The following is a 17,208-nucleotide window of genomic DNA, read 5'->3' as shown; positions in this document are numbered from 1 at the left end:
TGTTCGCGAGGATGTAGGCCATGCCGGGCAAGGAGTTGCTGTACTTCGTTCGGGGTGCGCCGGAAATGGAAACCACAGCGGTTCCGCCGCTGATTCACCTCGTACCGCTCGCTGATCACAATGTCGGCGTATGCAAGCAGATTGCCGAGCTCGGCTTCGGGATCGCGAAGGTTGTCGAGCGTGTCGATGGTCCAAAGCACACTCGCGCCTCTGACTTGGGTGCCCGAATCCAGGATTGGGCGGGGATACCCGCCTCGGGCGGCACGCCATTGCATGAAGTCTTGGGGTGACGAAGGGAGGTCGCAGCCCCAGACGTCGAGGCCGGCGTGGTGTATCCGAAGTAGGTCGATGCCGATCCCGCACCCCCAGTTGAGGACCGGCGCACCGTGCGCTCGCAGGATGGGCAGAGCTGCGATGACGTAGTCCGGGCGGGCGCCGCTGGCATGCCAGATGACTTGGTTGTAGAGGTACGCCGGCGTCGTGCGGTAGAACCGCCTGATGTCCTCGGAGGTGACGGGCTTGGCCCTCTCCCAGTCGACCGCTAGGGCATGGTAGGAGTCGAAGTACGGCTCGAAGTCGTCACCGAGGTAGGCAGCAAGTTCCTCATACAGGTCGGTGCCCCGGGCTGCATCCCACCGGACTCGCTTCCAAGCATGCCGGCAGGCGCGACAGCCGTCGAGATGATCACCGACCTGTGCCGTCAGACTTGCGCTGATACTGCGGGTGCGGTAGCCGTCGAGAGCGGCAGCAACCTCGGCGCACCCCACTGCGACCCTGTCACCGTCCCGGACCCCGCTTGTGGTCATGCGTGGTGCCGCCACCGCGCAGCCTCTCGGGAGATCGTCGTTGCGTAGGCCGCGATGCGCCCCTCATCGTCGTGGTCGGTAAGGACGACGGCGAGAGTTCGATCTACGACCGCGGCGGCATTGAGGCAGGGCGCGGTGGTGAAGTCGGCGAATAACGGCTGTTGGTCGGCGGGGATCAGACCGAACGTGCCGACGCTGTTCGGTACTCCGCGGCGGGCAAGATGCTCGCAGAACGCGCGAGGTCGATCCAGGGTCACCGTTGCCAGAAAGCTGTAGCCATTCCAGCCCCGTCGAGCCGGCACGTCAGTCACGTTGATGCCGGGCGTACCGGTCAGCAGGTCGGCAAGCAGGCAGGCCTGGTGGCGGCGGCGCGCGGCTGACGTGTGGAAGCGGGCGAGGTTGGCGCGGGCGATGAGCGCGAGCGGCTCGGCGAGCCGGTAGTTGTAGCCGACCTCAGCAGACGGCCAGTCCTCACGTGGTGGCGGCTGCATATGGGAGCGGAGAGACCTCGCGCGCCAGGCAACGTCGTCACGGTCGGTGAGAAGGTAGCCGCCCTCTCCCGCCCAGAGCACCTTCCCGTCTTTTAGGCTGAAGCACCCGACATCGCCCACGGTCCCGGCAAGTCGACCGCCGGCTCGGCTGCCCTGCGCTTGGCAGGCATCCTCCACCACGGCCAAGCCCCCGTGTTCAAGCCCTGCGCGGGCGAGCCGAGCCGGGTCGGCGGGCCGGCCCCAGAGGTAGACGGGCAGGATCGCCTTGGTGGAGGACGTGACCTTACGGGCTAGGTCGTCGTAGTCGAGGTCGGTGCCGGCGCGGTTACAGTCGACGAAGACCGGGCGGGCGCCGGCGTGGATGACCGAGGCGACCGACATGATCACTGACAGCGCTGGGACGAGGACGTCGTCGCCTGGGCCGATGCGTAGCGCGCGCAGCGCGGTGTGTAGGGCTGCGGTACCAGAGGACACTGCGACCGCATGCCGCACTCCGGTTGTTGCGGCCAGCTCCCGTTCCAGGGCTGCGCCATGCACGGTCCCGGCCGAGTCGGGCATCCGGTCAAGCAGGCGTGCGAGGTCCGCGACGATGGCTTGGTCAATGCCGGCGGTGCCGGGCGGCGCAGCGGGCTGCGGACCATCGGTCGTCATGACGGCGAACCTTCGGGAAGGAACTCGGCGAAGCCCATGAGCGGCCACATGTTGACGCAATCGGCAGAGAACAGATGGCAGTCCGCGCAGCCGCCGCCGCGGCCGAACAGCGTGGTGGCGCTCGCGCCGCGGATCGAACGCCGTGCGCTACCCGCCGCATCGGCGTGGATCTTCAAACCCGAGGGGCAGTCCCAGACACTGCCGTCGGGCTCGATGAAGAACAGATCGGTACCGCCGAAGCAGCAGCGCACGAAGCCGGGACGCTCAGCCGTGACCGCCTTGACGACTTGCCCCGGGTAGCTGGGGGCGGGAAGTTGCACCGGCGGCGCGGCGTACAACTGCGCGAACGCCGCATCCAGATCGTGGGCGTCGGTCGGCGTGAGCGACAGCTGCTGGTGCAGCGCGTGGTCTGGCTCCAGGGCGATCGGCTGCGGCACGAAGTAGTCGCAGCCCAGCCGAGCGGCCAAGGCCGCGGTCTCGGTGACCGCGTCGATGTTCTGCCGCGTGATCACCGAGTAAATGCCCACGCGGGGAGTCCGGTCATCGCCGCGGGCGGTGATCAGGGCTTGGATCCCGGCTACGACGTCGCCGTGGCCGTGCTGGCCGTTACGGGCCGGGCGCCAACGATCGTTGTAGTCGGGGTCGGCGGAGTCGAGCGAGACGGATACGGCGTCGACACCGGTGGTGAGGATGGCTTCGACGACCTCAGGCCGGTTGAGCGGGATGCCGTTGGTGCACAGCACCACTTGGACGCCCGCGGCCTTGATCCCGGCGACCACGTCCATGATTGGTGGCCAGATCAGCGGCTCACCGCCGGCGAGGAAGATCCGCTCGACCCGCGATGCGGGCAGGGTCTGCACGAAAGCAGCTATGGTCGCCAGTTCCAGATCGGTGCGCGCCAAGTGCGACAGCATCCCCGCCTGAGCCGGCATTGCCTGCCGGTGCTCCTCGATGGTGCCGAAGTAGCAATAGCGGCATCCGAGGTTGCATGGTGAGCGCAGCGCCCAGAGCAGAGACACGCCGTGCATCGCCCCGGTCTGCCCTCCGAGCTGCGCGACGGCCGGAGCGCTGGCGCCCAGAGTGGTCCTCGGTGTGAGTGTCACTGGGACCGGGGGCGCCGCCCTGTTCACGAATTCTCCCATGGGAAGATCACCCATCCGATGACGACGGTTCCGATGTAGGTCAGCAACTCCCCGGGTCTCTGCGCCCGCCGCCAGTTGCCGAGGTTGACCACGAGCACCGCCGTCCGAACGCGGGCGGCACCAGCACTTCGCACCAGCTCGACGGTGCGCGCCGCGGTGTCACCGCTGCCGGCGATGTCGTCGACGACGAGTACATCCGCGCCGGTCAGGTCACCCAAACTCGCTGCGTTGTCGACCAGGGGCGCGGCGGACTTCGCCGCGTTGACGCTGTCGTCGGTGGTGTGGAGCACCTCTACGGCCCGCACCGTCCGCACGCCGAGGATGTGTGCGAGTAGCACGGCAGGGATGACCCCACCGCGCAGCACGCCTACCAGCACATCGGGAACCTGGTCAGTGCGGACGGCGTCCGCAAGGCGGGCAGCGGTAGCGGTGACGCCATCCCAGCTGAGCGTCGTGAGGGCGCGGTCACCGTCCACGCTTGTCACCCCAGATCAGCACGTGCTGGCGCGTGGTGAGGTTCCACCCGTGGGTCAGTGCGACATCGGCCAGCCATCGCATCCGGTCAAGGACAACCTCGGTGCTGGTGCCTTCCGGGGACAACCAAACCTCCGTGAGGCCGAACTTTCGCTGGAGATCAGCGATCTCTTGCACGTCGGCGGGACCGGTCACCACGAACTTCCACCGGGTCCGGCCGCTGGACTGGAGCCGCTCGATGACCGAGGGCTTGATCCGCTTGCTGTACGGCACGGCGGAGCTTGCCAGCTTCAGGCCCGCGTTGAAATGCGCTCCCGCGGCGATCAGATCGGCGCCCGGCGCGATGGTTGCGTTCGTCTCGATCTCTAGAGCCCTGCCGGTCGCTGCGGCGCGTCGGGCGAGGTCGGTCACGATGCCGGCGTTCAGGAGCGGTTCGCCGCCGGAGACGACGATCAGATCCACCGGGGTCAAGCCCGGTGCCTCGGTGATGCCGTTGGTACCGCCGAGGCATGGTGAGCCGGTGACCGGATCCAGCCGGATCAGCTTGTCCCAGATCTCGGCGGCACTCATCGTGGGCGCGGCCAGCAGGTCGTGCTTGGCGGCGTTCCAGGTGTACTCGGTGTCGCAGACCATCGCGCCGCCGGTGGGTGCGTCCGCCTTTGGGGGAAGGACCGGGTATCCGCAGGTCAAGTTGCATCTCATGAGGCGGACGAACAGAGCGCGTCGGCCGAGGTTCACTCCCTCTCCCTGGAAGGAGTAGAAGAGCTCGGCGACCGCGACCCGCTCGTCGGTTTGGTTGACCGTTGCCGTGGTGTCGGAAGACATGGTGAGTGGTTCCCTCCGGAGTCAGGAGAGGTCGACGCGGTATTCCGCCCAACTGGTTGTGGTCTCGTGCACCCGCACGGCCTCAATGTCCGCGCTTTCTGGCAGGGAAAGGTGGGACGCGCACCACTCGAACAGCACTCGGGCGAGGTTCTCGCTGGTTGGCTCCACGCCCAGGATTTCGTTCAGGAACTGGTGGTCGAAGTTGTCATTGAGGTGCCGTTTCAGCGGCTGAAGCTCGGCGAAATCGACCACGAAGCCTGGACCGGTCAACTGCCTGCCGGCGAGGGTGATCTCCACCGTGTATCCGTGTCCGTGTAGGCGGGCGCACTGGTGCCCCTCGGGGAGGCCGCCGAGCAGATGCGCTGCCTCGAACTTGAACGATTTGGTGATCCGGTGGATTCCTGGCCCACGGGCGGTCGGTGCCGGGAAGTCCGGCGGAGCCGGGGTCATGAGTCTCTAGCCGACGGCATGGCGAGGCAGAGAAACTCGCTTCGGACCGCCTGGTCGCGCGCCAACCGACCACGGGTGGCAATGGTGACTGCGTTCGTTCCCGCGGCACGCGCTCCTCGGCGTGTCATGCACAGGTGCTCGGCCACGAGCACCACGCCGACGTCATCGCAGCCCAGCTGGGTTTCCAGATACGTGGCGACCTGCTGACCTAGGCTCTCCTGTATCTGCAAGCGAGCCGCGAACGCCGCTACCGCTCGGGCGATCTTCGATAGACCAGGCAGTCTCTCTTTTGGATAAAAGCCGACATGCGCGTGGCCATAGAACGGCAACAGGTGATGCGCGCACAGCGACGTGAACGGAATTTCCCGCACCAGCACCAGGTCGTGGTGACTATCGTCGTTCAAGAACGTCGTGAACGCCAACGGCTCAGGTGTGAGCAACTGCGTTAGCGCATCGGTCACGCGCCGCGGGGTGTTGCGAGCGACTTCGGAGTCCCCAGGGACGCCGAGGGCCTGTAGCAGGTGTGTCACCGCCAGTCTGACCTGCTGCTGATCGAAAGCGTCGGCGCCGGAAGGCGCAGTCTGCGCTGAAGCGTTGAGGCCGGGGAGCGTGGTTGTCACCTAGTCTCCTTGAGGGGGGTGAGCGCGGCCGTCGGGACCTGGCTGATCGCAGGCTGTGCAAAGGCGCGGCTCCCAGATACGGCGCAGCCCTTGCTGCCACCTATAGGGAGGCGTGCAGGCCGTCCAGGGCCACAGTGAGGAGCAGGTCGACCGGTGTCGGCTGCTCGTTGGTTCGACCGCAGAGGCCGTGCGCCTAGCGTGGTCGCATGTGGTGCAGCAGGGGAATACCGACTTGCGGTCCGACTTCGCGTCAGTCTTCGTCGCCTCATGTCCCGACGGCAGAGAGCTGGATGATCTAGACAACCGGTGGCATAGTCGGCAAGGAGTTAGCATGTAGGTAAGGGGAAGTCGTGCCTCGTCATCCGGACACCACGATCAGGCCGAATAGCGTTCTCAGCAGAGCTCGGCATCGACTGTCCTCACCTGTGCGTCCCGGCCAGTGCATGTCCCGTCGCGAGCTGGCTGATGCGGTCAACGCGGCGCTCGATCGGATCTACCCCAGCCGCGACGTCACCGCCCAATACGTCGACTCCCGCTGGGTCGGCAAACTCGAACGAGGCGAGCATCGTTGGCCTAGCGAAGCGCGGCGGACAGCTCTGCGTCAGGTGCTCGGTGCTGTCACCGATGCGGATCTCGATCTTTACAGTCCTCGACGTAGCGACGGCGTAGACGCTGAAGGGCCTGTGGTCGTGCCTGAGCCAGGTAGTTGGGACGAGGCTATTTACCTCCTGCGCGAGCAGTGGCATTTGTTGGTGCAGAACGACAAGATGTTCGGTCCCGAGTACGCACTGATGGGTGTCACGAGGCAGCTGGCCACGATCGAGGACACCTTGTACGGGGTGCCCGAAGCGCTTCGCCCCGCCGTGATTCGACTCGCCGCCCAGTATGCCGAATCCGCGGCATGGCTTCACCAATCTCTCAACGACCACGCCGCCGGCCACCGCCGAACACGACAGGCACTCGCCTGGGCAGACGAGATCGCTGACCCGACGATGACCGCCTGGGCCACGTACCGCAGCAGCCAACAATGGTTGTCCACGGGGCACGCCGCCCAAGCGATTGGACAGGCGGAGGCCGCGCTGCTGCACGACACGAAGCTCCCTCGTCCGATGCATGCAGCGCTGCGCGTGCAGCACGCGCATGCCCTCGCTGCGACGGGTGAGCATCAATCGGCCATGCGGCTGCTGGACGCCGCGCACCGCTGGGCAGCGGACCGTTACCCGGGTAAGCCGGAAGGCGAGCACGGCTCTTACTGCACCAGCGCGTACATCGAAGTACACCGTGGGGCGTGTCTTCGGCTGGCACAGAAGCCCCAGGAAGCGTTCAAGGTTCTCGACCAAGCGCTTCCGGCGATTTCGCGCCGGCATCGCCAGGACTTCGCGTCGGCTCTGTTGATCAAGGCGATGGCTCATGCCGCGGCGCGCCAACCGGATCAGGCAGCGGCAGCGGCACACCACGCGCTGCCTATCGCGCGCCGGGCAGGATCACGAAGGGTCTTGCATCAGCTCGCGCAGCTCGGCGCTACGGTCAGCGGGCACCAGCAATTACCAGCGGTCCGCGACTTCCTCCACGACCTCCCAGGAGGTCACCTGATGGCATCCGACGTCGAACTCGCAGCGATGCGCCAAGCGATCATTCTCTCATCGATCGGGATAGGAACCACAAGCCCGAACCCGCCCGTCGGCTGCGTCATCCTCGATCGCCACGGCGCGACCATCGGCGCGGGCTATCACCGGCGCAAAGGAGAGGCACACGCCGAGGTCAACGCGCTCAGGGCAGCAGGCTCTGCAGCACGAGGCGGTACCGCTGTCGTCACGCTCGAACCCTGCAACCATGTCGGCGTCACTCCGGCCTGCCGGCAGGAACTCATTGACGCCGGCATCGCGCGAGTCGTCATCAGCGTTGTCGACCCGACCTCCCGAGGCGATGGTGGCGCCGCAGTACTCACCGCCCACGGCATCGACGTCGAGACCAACGTGCTTCCCGACGAGACACTCACCGTCCTCGGCCCCTGGCTCACCGCCACCCGTCGCCACCGCCCCTACCTGACCTGGGCCTACGCCCTCGACGGCCAGGACAGCCACGTCGCCCATGAGCAACTAACTGCGGAGCTGCGCAGCGCGGCGGATCTCGTTCTCGGCGAGAAGACAATCGAAGAAGGCAGGCCGGGCAGCCACGCACCTCAACACTTCACCCTGCCCGGCGAGCCAGCCGACGATCTCCAACGGTGGCTGTCGGCCTGCTACGCCACCGGCTCACGCACAGCCCTCGTCACTGGCGGGCATCATCGCGCTGTACTACGAGACAACCTCGACTGCGTCGATGAGGTTGTGGTGGCTGTCGAAAAGACCCCACTGGCGGGCGGGTTCGCGGCAGCCACCGCGGACCTCGCGCCGGCGGGTTTCGAGTTGGCAGACATCTGGCCCGGAGGTACGGGCGTGCGCATTCGCATTCGCCGGCCGAGGATTTCGTCAGCGCGAGCCGGTATAGCAGAACCCGGCATGCGCTGATGCGTTGCCCGCGGCCGGGGTCGAACGATTGCGCCTGCCAGACCTACAACATGTGAGGCCGGAACAGGCAGGCCGATGCCGGCCGGGGAGGTCATCGAGGGGGTTTGGCCGGGAAGGGAGAGGAGTCGGGTGCGTGCGGAAGAAGCGATCGACGCGGTGACGTCGGCGGCCACCCAGGCGGGCCTTCCGGCTCACGATGCCAGCGTGGTGCGTGTGGGCGAGAACGGTGTGGTCCTGCTGCCTAGCGCTGGTGTGCTGGCGCGGGTGGTACCAAGGGCGGCCAAGGGGAGTGCCCCCCGCCGGGAGATCGACGTCGCTACCTGGCTCGCCTCCCGCCACGTGCCTGTTGTTCACCCCGCACGGCCGGAGCCAATGATCGTCGGACAGTACGTGGTGTCTTTGTGGGAGTACCTGGCCGATAGTCGGCCAGCCGACTTGGTCACCCTCGCCAAGTGCCTGCGTCAGCTACACGTGCTTGCCATCCCGGCAAACCTTTTGCCCTGCTTGTCGCCGTTTGATGGGTTCGAAGAGCGGTTACAGGCGGGCGCCTGCCTCGACATCAACGACCGCATGCTCCTGCGGGAACTCCGTGATCAACTCTCGGCCCGGTGGGTCACCGCGGAATTTACGCTCGGTGAGGCAGTGCTGCACGGCGACGCGCATATGGAAAATCTCCTAGTGTCGGCAGGCGGCCGGGAAGCATTCGTGGATCTGGAGGCAGTATGTATCGGACCACCGGAATGGGATTTGACCCTGACGGCCCTCTACTACGAGTGTGGGTGGTTCCCCCATAAGGAGTACGTTGACTTCGTTCAAACGTATGGATTCGATGTCCGCCTGAGTCCGTCGTGGTCGGAGCTGCGAATGGCGCGTATGCTGCGCATGACTCTATGGCTGGCTCAGTCAGCAGGCAACGACCTGCAACGACAGCGTCAACTGAGGCATCGTATCAACACGTTGCGAGACGGAACCGCTCCTGCCGGTTGGACGGGTTACTAGATCTGTGCACGCATCGCCTCCGCTACGTGCGCCCGCGCAGCCTCCAATTCACCTGCGAGGTTCGGCTCCGGATCTGTGTTCGCGAGGACGGAGCCAAGGGCGCGGAGGTCATCCCGCACTCTGCTGGAGTGGACGCCCCGTGCGTCTGCCAAGCCAGCCCGGATCGAGTTCAGCCCACCGACGAAATTGCCACCGCATATCTGGAGGCAGGCGATCCGAATCATGGTGAGAGCTCGCGATCTGGCAGCTTCCTTCGGGTGGTAGGAGTACGCGGACTGCAATCGATTGATAAATGCGTCCGCCTGAAGGCGGTCATCGGTCGCTACGGCGATATCGAACAGAGCATGGCCAGCGTCACCGAGAATCTGGCCGACATCGGCGTAGTAGCCCCAAACTGGATCTTCCGGCCCATCCGAACCGCTCGCCGCGAACTCCTCATCACATAAGCCGACCGCCCGAATGCATGCCCGCCTATCATGGCTCCTTGCATAGTACTCCAGCCGGGGATGTTGACCTCGGCTGAGCTGCGGTTTGGTGCGGTGGGGGTACGAGGACAGCCACCGTCGATCATGGACGGTTGTGTGGACTGACCATGACGCAGCGGTGGCTGCCGGATACAGGGTAGACGCCCAGCGGTGGCGGGTGTTGTTCGACGAGCTGATGTTGACGGTCGGGCGGCGTTTCCGCAGGCCCGAGCCGCGCCGCCGGGTTCGTGACTTCGTCCGAGGGCTGTTGGCGCCGCTACCGCGGAAGAACTGCTGGAGCATCGCTGAGCACGCCGGGGACGCCAGCCCGGACGGGATGCAGGACCTGCTGACCCGGGTGACGTGGGACGACGCTGAGGTTCGTGCCGATGTCCGCGAGTTCGTCGGTGAGCATCTCGGTGATGTCGAGGCCGTGCTGGTCATCGACGAGACGGGTGATCTGAAGAAGGGCCGGCACACCGTCGGGGTACAGCGGCAGTACTCGGGCACGGCCGGGAAGATCGAGAACTGTCAGCTCGCCGTGCACCTGGTCTATGCCACCGAGGCTGGGCACGCGATGCTCGACACGGCCCTCTACCTGCCGAAGTCGTGGTGCGACGACCCTGATCGCCGCGCCGAGGCCGGTGTCCCTGAGCAGGTGCGCTTCGCGACCAAACCGCAGTTGGCGTCCCGCATGATCGCCGCCGCGGTCACCGCTGGGCTGCCGTGCCGGTGGGCGACCGGCGACGAGGCCTACGGCAGCGATCCGCGGCTGGCCGCCCGGCTGCGTCAGCTACGACTGGGCTACGTCCTGGCCGTGGCCTGCTCACATCAGGTGATCACCGGCCTGGGCATCTACCGCGTCGACGGCCTCGCCGCCGAGCTTCCCGACACCGCCTGGCAACGGCTCTCCGCCGGTCGAGGCGCGAAGGGCCACCGCTACTACGACTGGTCCTTCGTCGCCCTGCCCCACGCCACCGACGCCCACGGCGGGCACCACTGGCTGCTGATCCGCCGCAGCCGCCGCACCGGTGAACTGGCCTTCTACCGCTGCTGGTCACCCGAGGTCGTCTCCCTCGGCACTCTCGTCGCGGTCGCCGGCCGGCGCTGGAAGATCGAGGAGTCGTTCCAGGCCGCGAAGACTGGCCTCGGCCTCGACCAGCACCAACACCGCCGCTGGACCTCCTGGCACCGCTGGAGCACCCTGGCGATCCTCGCCCACGCGTTCCTCGCCGCCGCGACCACCGAGCACCGCCACCGCTACCAGCCGGTCGGGCTCATCCCCCTGACTGTCAACGAGCTACGCCACCTGTTCCACGTCCTGATCATCGAACCCACCCGCCGACTCTGCGACCCGCTGCTCTGGTCAATCCGCCGACGCCGCCACCAAGCCCGCGCCATGAACAGCCACTACGCCCGACAAGCCCTCATCGAGCCGTGATCACGATCCCCGGCTGGAGTAATAGGCGCGAGCCTCCACGATGCGAACCGCAGCACGTCCCAACGGAGGAATCAACCGCCAATCCGAGTGGACAAGGCCAATCACATCAAGAGCGTCCGCGACCTGCCCGATGTAGGTGAGATGCCTGCTCAAGGTGGTGGCGGTGTGTGCCCTTTGCTGTAGGCCCTCGGCTTCGCCGGCCAATCGGATCGCCAAAACGAGGTACTGCTGTGTTGTGCCGGGCTCATCGCCTGAATCGAAGCACGCCCATCCGGCAAGGTCAGCAAGTCGGGCCGCCGTCGACAACCAGGCTCGGCGTATCGTCTCGGTGGACGACGCCTGACGGGCGACCTGGCATGCCCATTCGAGCTGACCCGCCATAGCTGCACGGGCGAGTCCGCCACCGTGCTGATGGTCCCACTCTTCGAACAAGGCAATGCTGCGTTGAAGGGCCTCGACATGAGGCCACTCGATTTTGGCCGGTGCCTGCAACCCGAGTCCGGATGTCCATGGTCCCGGAAGCTCAGCAAGGTCACCTGGCAGCTTGCCGAACCATGCAGCCGTCACTTGCCGGCGGTCGGGGATCGCGCAGCCCTCGGTGCGTCGAGGGCTGTAAAGGCCGAGATCTGCGTCTACCGCGGCACCGAGCACCTGGCGCAGGGCAGTGCGGCGCTCGCGGCTGGGCCAGCGGTGTTCTCCTCGTTCGAGTTTGCCGACCCAGCGATGGTCAACGTAGTGGGCGGTAAGGCTTTGCGCGGGGTACAGACGGTCGAGAGCGGCGTTGATGGTGTCAGCCAGTTCGGCTCTGGACATGCGCTGGCCGGGCCGTAGCGGCGACGTCAGGCGCTGGCGGGCCTGGACGAGCAGCCTGTTGGGCGTGATGACGGTGTCAGGATGGCGAGGCATGGCACCTGTTTCGCATGCGGGTCGGGCCGTTCTCTTCCGTCACGCCTGGCTAAGTAGAGCGGCGAGATGGTCGTCGAACGACTGCGCGAGGCTTAGCAGCAGGGCTTGGCCCTTGGCTGCGGTGCCGGCTGAGGGCCGTCCGATGACGCCCGTCTCTGTGTACGCGCTCATCCCCCGGAGTAGCAGCATCGGTCGGTCATCTGCGTAGTGGTCTCCAGCGGTGAAGTCCTCGCCGACCGCGTGGGGCTGTACGTGCAGCAGGATGGACACTTCCAACTCGCCGGCGTGCATATCTTGGTGAGCGTCGCTGTCCAAGCACGCGTCCTTCCGGGCCCTTGCCCAGTCGGTACGGGTCGGGAACAGCGTCATTGAACCGGGCGTCACGGCGTTGGCGGTCTGCACGACGTTGGACAGCACGTAGTTGCCGCCGTGGCCGTTGACGATGGCCAGCCGGGTGATTCCGCTCCCGGCGAGAGAGGACCGGATGTCCTCGATGATCGCCGATAGGGTCTGGTGGCTGATGCTGACGGTACCGGCCCACCCTGCGTGCTCATGCGAGCACGACAGCGTGATCGGCGGAAGGGCCAGGACGTTGTGCCGTTGCGCGATGGCCTCAGCGACCGCGGTGGCGACGATCGTGTCGGTGGTCAGCGGCAGAAACGAACCGTGCTGCTCGAAGCTGCCGACGGGCAGAACGGCTACCTCAGGTGCGCTCGCGGCGATGTCGGTGCTGGTGATAAGCGGCAAGAGGTCCATGCGGTCATCCTGTCACTGGGATGTCACTGCGGTGCGGTGCCTGTCGATGAAGGCTTGGGCTGCGGGCAGTGCTGTGTGCCGGCGCAGCGCTATCGCGAGTGGCTGCGTAGCGCGGATGACACGGTAGGAGGCAGTCTCGTCCGAGAGCCGCAGGGCGCTCATCCCGTGGGCGGCGGCGTGTTCCGGGTTGTGGTGCAGGTAGCACTCAGCGAGGTGGGCGTGCCAGAGTCCCGCGTCGATCGGTGCGATGTCGGCTAGGTCGCTGAGGAGTTCCTGGAAGATCGAGGTGGCGGAGGCCGGGTCACCGAGCAAGTGCCGGCAGCGGGCGTCAACCGCGGCAACGTAACGGGGGTCGCAGTGTCGGGCGAAGTCGTCTTCATCGGCCGCATTGGCGTCCGCACCGAGCAGCCCGCGTCGGGCTGCCATGATTGCGGTACGTGCCTCGTCATCACCGCTGGCAGCCAGTGCTTCGGCTATGCGAGTAAGGCACAGCGTGCGAGTGCGGGCGGGTACCGAACCGGGTGCCAGGGAGCGGCGTGAGAGAGCAATCGCCGCGCGGACGTCGCCGTTGTCGAGAGCACGTTGACTCTGCCGCATGAGCGTGTAGGCGGCAAGCGATGTGTCATCAGCCTCAGTGGCGCGACGGTGCGATCGGTCAAGCCACGTCCAACCCTCGGGTGAGGCGGTGTTGTCGGCGATCCAACTCATGAACTCCGACCAGCGAGCATCGACCCGTGCAAGGTGCGGTCGAGCGTGGCGGCCCTGGAGATGGTCGAGGACTTCGAGGTACTCCTGCACCTGGCACCTGAGTTGAGGCCATGTTCGCATGGGTTGGTTAGTGAGATCGTCGAGCTCATGTAGCCATGCCTCCGGATCGCCGTCGAGAAGTTCGTCACTGACGCAGACGTGGAGTAGCCGGCGTGTGGGCGGTTGGTCCTGGACGCGGCCAGATCGGATCGCGTCCGGAGTGCGTCGCGGACTGTAGAGGCCGAGTTCGGTGTCGGTGGTGGCGCCGATGACGTGACGGAGGGCAGTGCGGCGCTCGCGGCTGGGCCAGCGGTGTTCTCCTCGTTCGAGTTTGCCGACCCAGCGATGGTCAACGTAGTGGGCGGTAAGGCTTTGCGCGGGGTACAGACGGTCGAGAGCGGCGTTGATGGCGTCGGCCAGTTCGGCTCTGGACATGCACTGCCCAGGCCTTTGCGGCGACGTCAGGCGCTGGCGTGCCCGGACGAGCAGCCGGTTGGGCGTGATGACGGTGTCGGGATGGCGCGGCATCCACACCTCCCTCGTGGCAGGGTCGCGATCGTTAGCCGATGCGCAGTTGTGGTACGTCGTACAGGTCGGTGTTCGGTAGCCGACGCATTGCCGGTGAGCTGATCTCGATGATGAGCATTTCGGTGAGGAATGGGACGCTTGCATTTAGCAGGTGGCCGGTGTGAGCGGTCGCGCTGTGTTCCTTGAGTCCGGGCGTGAGGTGGATGTGGGGAAGTGTCTTCTGATTGGTGTCGTCCCAGGCGATGTGCCGCAGAGTGCTTCGACATTGGTCAGGTCGACGTGCGTCCAGACGGGGTCGTCGAGGCGTTGGCAGATACCGACGACCTTGGCGGTCGACAGGCCGGCGATGAACATCGGGATGTAGCCCTGCCTAATGTTGTGGGCGCGGTGGGTGTCTCCGATCATGTGCTGGTAGGGGTGGGGCCAGGCGCCACGGCCGGGCTGTGGGTATGCGCATCGTCTTTGAGTGACGAGGCGCGTTAGTTCCTCCACGTGGGGCGGCGAGGTGCCGCGTCTCGCCGACGTATCGTGCTTGCCCTCGTCGGCGATCAAACCGCGGCGAGCGACGCGGCACCTCGCTTCTAGATCGGCCTTCTTAGCGAGTTGCCGGTTGGCCGAGGCCGCCGATGGGCGGGGTCGACACGAACGTGTGCCACGCCCGGGCATCGAACCGAAGGATTGGACCTTGAGGGTCTTTCGAGTCTCGGACGAGAACTGCGTCGGCGATGGCCACTTCGACGCAGTTGCCGTCGTCGCTGCGGCTGGATTTGCGCCAGGTGTGGGTCGGTGTGGTCATGCTGGGACTCCTTGGGTGGGTGCCAGTTGGTCTGCCGCGGCACGAATGAGGTCGGTGCTCGCCTCACGTGATAGGGCGGCGGCCTTGAGCCTGCTGTGCAAGCTCAAGTAGGGGTCGATCGCGCGGGGATCGGTGTGGATGATGTCTGTGGTGAGGGTGGCGGTTGCCAGGGCGTATGAGCGTTGGGGATCCCGGTAGCGGTAGATCGAGTATGCGGAGCATGGGGCGCTGTGCGACCGGATCACCGCGTCGCTGGCCAGTACGAGAACGCTGACGGACGATCGTGTTTCGCAGACGTCGAGGATGTGTCGTAGTTGTTCGGCGATGATTGGCGGGTCGGCGGCGCGGCGTCGGATGGCGGTCTCGTCGATGATGACGGTGTAGCTCGGCCCGCCGGCGGCGAGTATCTGGTCTTGGCGCCGGGCGCGGGCGGCGACCGCGACGGCAGGGTCGAATGCATGGTGGTGGCGAGCGGGGTCGCTGCGTAGCCGAGCGTCGGCGTAGGCGGGCGTTTGGAGCAGGCCGGGAATCAGGGCTATGGCGTATTCGGTGATCGTTTCGGTGCCGCTTTCAAGGTCGGCGTAGATCGCCTGACGGGCGCCCATCTGGTTGGCGGTGGTCGCCCACCAGCCTTGAGCCCAGCCGTCGGTGGCCGCGTCCATGATCGCTTGCTGACGCCTTTCTCCTACCGTGAGGTAGTCGCATATCCCGCTGACGAGGTCGATGTCCGGGCCGAGGTGTCCGTTTTCCAGAATGCTCAGATGTTTGCGCGGGAATCCGACTCCACGTGCGAGGGCTTCGGCGGTCAGGCCGTGCTCTTCGCGGAGGCGGCGGATCTCGCGTGCGAGCCATTGCCGACGGACGTAGGGACTGGGGCGATTCACCGGCAGCCTCCGGATACCACTGGTGCCCGACCGGCGGCAGCCGATCGGATTGGGGTCAGGATAGCCCCAATTTCGCGGGTTGTGAGGTGGGTGCGAACGGGCGTGTGACCTCGTTTGCGCTGCTCAGGTGCCGGTCGGACCGCAAGTCGGTACGCGAAGTCGGACCGGAAGTCGGCATTCCCAGCATCGTCAAGGTCCGTGATTGTGGATTAGCAGATAGCTATACGCCGTCGTCACGCCTAGTACTCCAGCCGGGGATCGTGATCACGGCTCGATGAGGGCTTGTCGGGCGTAGTGGCTGTTCATGGCGCGGGCTTGGTGGCGGCGTCGGCGGATTGACCAGAGCAGCGGGTCGCAGAGTCGGCGGGTGGGTTCGATGATCAGGACGTGGAACAGGTGGCGTAGCTCGTTGACAGTCAGGGGGATGAGCCCGACCGGCTGGTAGCGGTGGCGGTGCTCGGTGGTCGCGGCGGCGAGGAACGCGTGGGCGAGGATCGCCAGGGTGCTCCAGCGGTGCCAGGAGGTCCAGCGGCGGTGTTGGTGCTGGTCGAGGCCGAGGCCAGTCTTCGCGGCCTGGAACGACTCCTCGATCTTCCAGCGCCGGCCGGCGACCGCGACGAGAGTGCCGAGGGAGACGACCTCGGGTGACCAGCAGCGGTAGAAGGCCAGTTCACCGGTGCGGCGGCTGCGGCGGATCAGCAGCCAGTGGTGCCCGCCGTGGGCGTCGGTGGCGTGGGGCAGGGCGACGAAGGACCAGTCGTAGTAGCGGTGGCCCTTCGCGCCTCGACCGGCGGAGAGCCGTTGCCAGGCGGTGTCGGGAAGCTCGGCGGCGAGGCCGTCGACGCGGTAGATGCCCAGGCCGGTGATCACCTGATGTGAGCAGGCCACGGCCAGGACGTAGCCCAGTCGTAGCTGACGCAGCCGGGCGGCCAGCCGCGGATCGCTGCCGTAGGCCTCGTCGCCGGTCGCCCACCGGCACGGCAGCCCAGCGGTGACCGCGGCGGCGATCATGCGGGACGCCAACTGCGGTTTGGTCGCGAAGCGCACCTGCTCAGGGACACCGGCCTCGGCGCGGCGATCAGGGTCGTCGCACCACGACTTCGGCAGGTAGAGGGCCGTGTCGAGCATCGCGTGCCCAGCCTCGGTGGCATAGACCAGGTGCACGGCGAGCTGACAGTTCTCGATCTTCCCGGCCGTGCCCGAGTACTGCCGCTGTACCCCGACGGTGTGCCGGCCCTTCTTCAGATCACCCGTCTCGTCGATGACCAGCACGGCCTCGACATCACCGAGATGCTCACCGACGAACTCGCGGACATCGGCACGAACCTCAGCGTCGTCCCACGTCACCCGGGTCAGCAGGTCCTGCATCCCGTCCGGGCTGGCGTCCCCGGCGTGCTCAGCGATGCTCCAGCAGTTCTTCCGCGGTAGCGGCGCCAACAGCCCTCGGACGAAGTCACGAACCCGGCGGCGCGGCTCGGGCCTGCGGAAACGCCGCCCGACCGTCAACATCAGCTCGTCGAACAACACCCGCCACCGCTGGGCGTCTACCCTGTATCCGGCAGCCACCGCTGCGTCATGGTCAGTCCACACAACCGTCCATGATCGACGGTGGCTGTCCTCGTACCCCCACCGCACCAAACCGCAGCTCAGCCGAGGTCAACATCCCCGGCTGGAGTACTAGGCCGAGAGGGGAGCGTGCCTTGCTGAAGGTGCTACCT

Annotated in this window: 17 protein-coding genes; 5 read left to right on the top strand and 12 right to left on the bottom strand. The window is 66.4% G+C overall.

Annotated features, from left to right (window positions below):
- Window positions 1-20 precede the first annotated feature (20 nt).
- Window positions 21-290, top strand: a complete 270-nt coding sequence (locus tag VKK44_RS25335) for a hypothetical protein (RefSeq protein ID WP_343443698.1) — start codon at window positions 21-23, stop codon at window positions 288-290.
- A gap of 512 nt (window positions 291-802) precedes the next feature.
- Here the strand turns inward: VKK44_RS25335 and VKK44_RS25330 are convergent.
- The 6 genes from VKK44_RS25330 to folE form a co-directional block, all read right to left on the bottom strand.
- Window positions 803-1,948, bottom strand: coding sequence for a DegT/DnrJ/EryC1/StrS family aminotransferase (locus VKK44_RS25330; RefSeq protein ID WP_343443697.1), 1,146 nt, complete (start codon window positions 1,946-1,948; stop codon window positions 803-805).
- Entirely contained in the window at window positions 1,945-2,976 is a 1,032-nt protein-coding gene (locus VKK44_RS25325) for a radical SAM protein (RefSeq protein ID WP_343443696.1), read from the bottom strand. Before VKK44_RS25325 ends, VKK44_RS25330 begins: the two co-directional genes overlap by 4 nt.
- Before the next feature lie 98 nt (window positions 2,977-3,074).
- Complete coding sequence (locus tag VKK44_RS25320; protein WP_343443695.1) at window positions 3,075-3,566, bottom strand: phosphoribosyltransferase; 492 nt, start codon at window positions 3,564-3,566, stop codon at window positions 3,075-3,077.
- Window positions 3,556-4,389, bottom strand: coding sequence for a 7-carboxy-7-deazaguanine synthase QueE (locus VKK44_RS25315; RefSeq protein WP_343443694.1), 834 nt, complete (start codon window positions 4,387-4,389; stop codon window positions 3,556-3,558). Before VKK44_RS25315 ends, VKK44_RS25320 begins: the two co-directional genes overlap by 11 nt.
- 21 nt (window positions 4,390-4,410) lie before the next feature.
- Window positions 4,411-4,839, bottom strand: a complete 429-nt coding sequence (gene queD, locus VKK44_RS25310; RefSeq protein ID WP_343443693.1) for a 6-carboxytetrahydropterin synthase QueD — start codon at window positions 4,837-4,839, stop codon at window positions 4,411-4,413.
- A complete protein-coding gene (gene folE, locus VKK44_RS25305) occupies window positions 4,836-5,459 on the bottom strand; it encodes a GTP cyclohydrolase I (protein ID WP_343443692.1) in 624 nt (207 codons plus the stop codon). Before folE ends, queD begins: the two co-directional genes overlap by 4 nt.
- Before the next feature lie 443 nt (window positions 5,460-5,902).
- On the opposite strand from folE, the gene ribD reads away from it, so the two are divergent.
- The 4 genes from ribD (at window position 5,903) to VKK44_RS25285 (ending at window position 10,873) form a co-directional block, all read left to right on the top strand.
- On the top strand, window positions 5,903-7,969 hold the full coding sequence (ribD, locus tag VKK44_RS25300) for a bifunctional diaminohydroxyphosphoribosylaminopyrimidine deaminase/5-amino-6-(5-phosphoribosylamino)uracil reductase RibD (protein ID WP_343443691.1): 2,067 nt from the start codon (window positions 5,903-5,905) through the stop codon (window positions 7,967-7,969).
- Window positions 7,970-8,098: 129 nt separating this feature from the next.
- Window positions 8,099-8,968: an aminoglycoside phosphotransferase family protein gene (locus tag VKK44_RS25295; RefSeq protein WP_343443690.1), complete on the top strand. Its 870-nt coding sequence runs from the start codon at window positions 8,099-8,101 to the stop codon at window positions 8,966-8,968.
- Between the two features lie 128 nt (window positions 8,969-9,096).
- The gene (locus VKK44_RS25290; RefSeq protein ID WP_343443689.1) at window positions 9,097-9,414 is read left to right on the top strand and encodes a hypothetical protein; all 318 of its coding nucleotides are present in this window, start codon (window positions 9,097-9,099) and stop codon (window positions 9,412-9,414) included.
- 214 nt (window positions 9,415-9,628) lie between these two features.
- Window positions 9,629-10,873: an IS701 family transposase gene (locus VKK44_RS25285; protein WP_343447794.1), complete on the top strand. Its 1,245-nt coding sequence runs from the start codon at window positions 9,629-9,631 to the stop codon at window positions 10,871-10,873.
- On the opposite strand, the gene VKK44_RS25280 is transcribed toward VKK44_RS25285, so the two are convergent.
- The 6 genes from VKK44_RS25280 to VKK44_RS25255 all read right to left on the bottom strand — a co-directional run bounded on the left by VKK44_RS25280 (window position 10,874) and on the right by VKK44_RS25255 (window position 16,999).
- Window positions 10,874-11,779, bottom strand: a complete 906-nt coding sequence (locus VKK44_RS25280; RefSeq protein ID WP_343443688.1) for a helix-turn-helix domain-containing protein — start codon at window positions 11,777-11,779, stop codon at window positions 10,874-10,876. It lies immediately after the preceding gene.
- Between the two features lie 39 nt (window positions 11,780-11,818).
- Complete coding sequence (locus tag VKK44_RS25275; protein WP_343443687.1) at window positions 11,819-12,535, bottom strand: creatininase family protein; 717 nt, start codon at window positions 12,533-12,535, stop codon at window positions 11,819-11,821.
- A 12-nt stretch (window positions 12,536-12,547) separates the two neighbouring features.
- Window positions 12,548-13,810, bottom strand: a complete 1,263-nt coding sequence (locus tag VKK44_RS25270; protein WP_343443686.1) for a hypothetical protein — start codon at window positions 13,808-13,810, stop codon at window positions 12,548-12,550.
- Between the two features lie 595 nt (window positions 13,811-14,405).
- Window positions 14,406-14,606, bottom strand: coding sequence for a DUF397 domain-containing protein (locus VKK44_RS25265; RefSeq protein ID WP_343443685.1), 201 nt, complete (start codon window positions 14,604-14,606; stop codon window positions 14,406-14,408).
- Complete coding sequence (locus VKK44_RS25260) at window positions 14,603-15,490, bottom strand: helix-turn-helix domain-containing protein (protein ID WP_343443684.1); 888 nt, start codon at window positions 15,488-15,490, stop codon at window positions 14,603-14,605. The genes VKK44_RS25265 and VKK44_RS25260 overlap by 4 nt, the downstream gene beginning before the upstream one ends.
- Window positions 15,491-15,754: 264 nt before the next feature.
- Window positions 15,755-16,999: an IS701 family transposase gene (locus VKK44_RS25255; protein WP_343447794.1), complete on the bottom strand. Its 1,245-nt coding sequence runs from the start codon at window positions 16,997-16,999 to the stop codon at window positions 15,755-15,757.
- Window positions 17,000-17,208 lie beyond the last annotated feature (209 nt).

It is taken from the genome of Micromonospora sp. DSM 45708, assembly GCF_039566955.1.
GTDB lineage: Bacteria > Actinomycetota > Actinomycetes > Mycobacteriales > Micromonosporaceae > Micromonospora.
Note: the sequence above shows the minus strand (reverse complement) of the source record. Positions and strands in the feature narration are given on the sequence as shown.